The organism is Thermodesulfovibrionia bacterium (genome assembly GCA_030646035.1).
GTDB lineage: Bacteria > Nitrospirota > Thermodesulfovibrionia > UBA6902 > UBA6902 > JACQZG01.
The window spans coordinates 1-3,555 of sequence record JAUSMY010000060.1 but is presented as its reverse complement, the minus strand read 5'-3'; the positions used below and the strand labels follow the sequence as shown (position 1 = coordinate 3,555).

The 3,555-nt window shown below is 45.5% G+C and carries 3 protein-coding genes and 1 pseudogene; 3 read left to right on the top strand and 1 reads right to left on the bottom strand.

Annotation, left to right across the window (positions count from 1 at the left end):
* A partial coding sequence (locus Q7U10_11235; GenBank protein ID MDO8283173.1) for an IS5/IS1182 family transposase occupies positions 1-78 on the bottom strand: 78 nt, incomplete at its 3' end.
* A 137-nt stretch (positions 79-215) separates the two neighbouring features.
* Here Q7U10_11235 and Q7U10_11230 point away from each other — a divergent pair.
* The 3 genes and pseudogenes from Q7U10_11230 (at position 216) to Q7U10_11220 (ending at position 3,539) form a co-directional block, all read left to right on the top strand.
* A pseudogene (locus Q7U10_11230) lies at positions 216-356 on the top strand (DUF4372 domain-containing protein).
* 369 nt (positions 357-725) lie between these two features.
* A complete protein-coding gene (locus tag Q7U10_11225) occupies positions 726-2,024 on the top strand; it encodes a sorbosone dehydrogenase family protein (protein ID MDO8283172.1) in 1,299 nt (432 codons plus the stop codon).
* A 397-nt stretch (positions 2,025-2,421) separates the two neighbouring features.
* A protein-coding gene (locus Q7U10_11220; GenBank protein ID MDO8283171.1) for an IS3 family transposase occupies positions 2,422-3,539 on the top strand; the annotation gives its coding sequence in 2 pieces (ribosomal slippage) (positions 2,422-2,674 and positions 2,674-3,539; 1,119 coding nt in all).
* Positions 3,540-3,555 lie beyond the last annotated feature (16 nt).

The window sequence follows — 3,555 nt, the reverse complement described above, 5'->3', positions numbered from 1 at the left end:
CTTGTTATAAATCGCTTCTTGAAGCAGAATCTTCTCCAGCTTCGACCAGAACTCATCACTGAGCATTAATCGGGGCATCGCAAACTCGTTTTGTTGGTGGTATAGGAACCCCAATGTTACGAGTTTGTTATTATCCATTATCAGTAGTGTCCGGTTAAATTAGCTACTGAAACGATAGAGCCAAGTACTGAAGTGGCTCTCCGAGAAAATATTTTGGTGCCGATTCGGGCGTGCGCAATCTGAGTTGTACCGAGCAATTCCGCGCCATGGCTTTTGCGCAGCTGAGCTACCGCGAGAGTCTGCGAGATATCGAAGCCTGCTTGCTGGCCAACCAGGCGAAGCTGTACAGCATGGGTTCAGAAGTAGCACTTTTTGTTGGAGTCACCGCTATTGCAACACATATAATGATCGTAGCTAAAGTAGAATTACATAAATTTTGTAACACACAAAAAATAATTAAACTTAGCAAAGAGCTACCTACCAAAAGCACAGAAAGTCATAAAAAGGGAATTTCCGAATTAATTTAAATAGCATATGAAAGTTTTCGAAAATTATTAGGCCTTTATGTAAGACATCTAGTAGAACTGTAGGGCAGTTTATGTAAAAGCCGATTCCATAAGCTCCAGAATAACACAAGACGAAGAAGAGTATTAAAACGCAAAATAGGAGATGAAGTGGCCTTAAGAATTAGATATAAATTTTTAACGCTAGTCTTTTTTGTTGTTATGCTGACTGGTTGCGAAACGTCCTCCAAACTTCCTTCCGAAAGTGGTGTAGGACCTTATCCTCAATTACCGCCACCAACAACTTCATTGATTCCTACCATTAAAGTAGCCGAAGCAATACGATGGTCTGATAAAGAAAGGCCGTCAGCACCAGCAGGTTTTCAAGTTACCGCTTTAGCGCGTGATCTGGATCACCCTCGCTGGCTCTATAGGATGCCTAACGGTGATATCCTTGTAGTGGAGAGCAATAGACCTCGCAAACCAGCAGGTAGCGATGAAGTTGGCAAGGGCTTCATCGCTTGGATCCGCGGAAAAGCGCAATCGATCATGATGAGTCGTGGTGGAGCAAATGTTCCTAGTGCTAACCGAATTATTCTTCTTCGTGGAATCGGCCCCGATGGTTCCGCAAAGCAGCGCACAGTGTTTATGAAAGACTTAATGTCGCCTTTCGGGATGGCGCTAGTGGGCAATGAGTTCTACATAGCAAATGCGGATGCCATCATAAAAGTACCATATACTGATGGTCAGACTGAAATCAATACTGTACCTGTCAAAGTCACAGATCTTCCCGCTGGAATTAACCATCATTGGACAAAAAATTTGATCGCCAGCCTCGACGGCAAAAAACTCTACGTAACTGTCGGTTCTAATAGTAATGTTGGGGAAAACGGGTTAGAGATTGAAGAAGGTAGAGCGGCCATCTGGGAAGTGGACATCCAAACCGGCGATAAACGGCTATATGCAAGTGGATTGCGTAACCCTAACGGCCTAGCTTGGGAACCCGAGACTAGCACGTTGTGGACTGTCGTAAATGAACGAGATGAAATTGGTAATGATCTCGTGCCAGACTATTTAACTTCTGTAAAGGAGGGAGCATTCTACGGTTGGCCATGGAGTTATTTCGGTGCACACGTGGATTCTAGAGTAGAACCGCCTCGACCTGATATGGTGGCTAAAGCAATTGCACCAGACTATGCTCTAGGTTCACATGTTGCGCCACTTGGTCTTGCTTTCTCAAATACTAATTCTATGCCTGCGATCTTCGCAAAAGGAGCTTTCATAGGTGAGCATGGATCGTGGAATCGCGATCCCCCATCTGGGTACAAGGTTGTATTTGTTCCGTTCAGCGGAGGCAAGCCAAGCGGGATGCCTGTCGATTTTCTCACTGGATTTCTTAACAAAGCAGGCAAGGCACGAGGTCGACCTGTCGGAGTAACAATTGATAAAACAGGTGCATTACTTGTGGCTGATGATGTCGGCAACATCGTTTGGCGTGTATCACCTATTGGAGTTCAATAATAGTAATAGTTAGTAAATAAGCAAGTCTGCATGTGGAAAAACCGAAGCGGGCGATACCTAAAAAGGTCTATGCGGCAATTTTCCTGCTTTTTGCAGTCCAGCTATGGCGATGTTCACCTATGGCCGTGTAACTGAGCAGCTTGAGTCTCCAATCGCATCGACTGAAACCGAAAAAAACACAATAGCGAAGCAGGGGGGTGATACACCACCAACAAGCGTAATACCGGTATCTCAGCCTGTTCGTACATTACCCAGCACAAAACAATCGCTCTCAATGTTATCAAATGGGTTCTGTCGCATTAAGCGCAAAAATGCATATTTCGGATGGTAATCCCCCCAAAAATTAGAGGAGCAAAGCAGTAGAATTTTCTATCGTAGACGAAGAGGAATTTTACTGATGAAAAAGCAGCGATTTACGGAAAGCCAGATCATGCAAATACTGAAGCAAGCTGAAGGAGGAATTCCAGTGGCTGATTTATGCCGAGAGTATGGAATGAGTACTGCAAGTTTTTATAAATGGCGCAGCAAGTATGGTGGGATGGATGCTGCCTTGCTATCTGAAATGAAGGCGATGGCTGAGGAAAACAAACGGTTAAAGCGGATGTATGCGGAAAGCCAGATGCAGAATGAGCTGTTGAAGGAGGCGCTCGGAAAAAAGTGGTAAAGCCCTCTCAGCGCAAAGTAATGGCACATTGGGCAGTGCAGGATAAGTCCGTTAGTATCGTTTTGGCCTGTACAACATTTGGCATTTCTGAGACCTGCTATCGCTATCGGCCGGTGCTCAACGATGAGAACGAGGAAATTGCCGATTGGTTACTCCGTTTGACGGCTTGCCACAAGCGCTGGGGCTTTGGTTTGTGTTTCCTTTATCTGCGTAATGTGAAGGGTTTTGGATGGAATCACAAGCGGGTGTATCGTATTTACCGTGAGCTGGAGCTGAATTTACGAATTAAGCCGCGCAAGCGGCTGAAGCGGGAGAAACCGGAGCCATTGGCTGTGCCAGAACGGCCCAATGACACATGGTCGATGGACTTTATGGCTGATCAGCTCACCAATGGCAGGTCTTTTCGAACCTTTAATGTGTTGGACGACTTTAACCGTGAGGGGTTAGGAATCGAAGTGGATGTATCGCTTCCATCAGAACGCGTTACGCGGGCTCTGGATCGGATTATTGAATGGCGTGGCAAACCCAGGAAGATTCGTTGTGATAACGGGCCGGAAAATATCAGTGCAACCCTTTGTTGTTGGGCAGAAACTCGAGGAATACAGCTTGATTACATTCAGCCAGGAAAGCCACAGCAAAATGCCTATGTAGAACGCTATAACAGAACTGTTCGGCATGAATGGATGGAGATGAATGACTTTGCAACCATTGAAGAGGCACAACTCACTGCGACACAGTGGTTATGGATTTACAATAATGAACGTCCGAGTATGGCACTTGGAGGTATCACGCCAGCAATGAAGTTGGCAGAAGCTTTAAAACTAAAACCTTCTACTGCAGGCTCCTGTTAAAAATGGGAGGATTACC

Coding starts and splice junctions, on each gene's coding strand:
- Q7U10_11225 (MDO8283172.1), top strand. CDS start 726: ATGCTGACTGGTTGCGAAACGTCCTCCAAACTTCCTTCCGAAAGTGGT.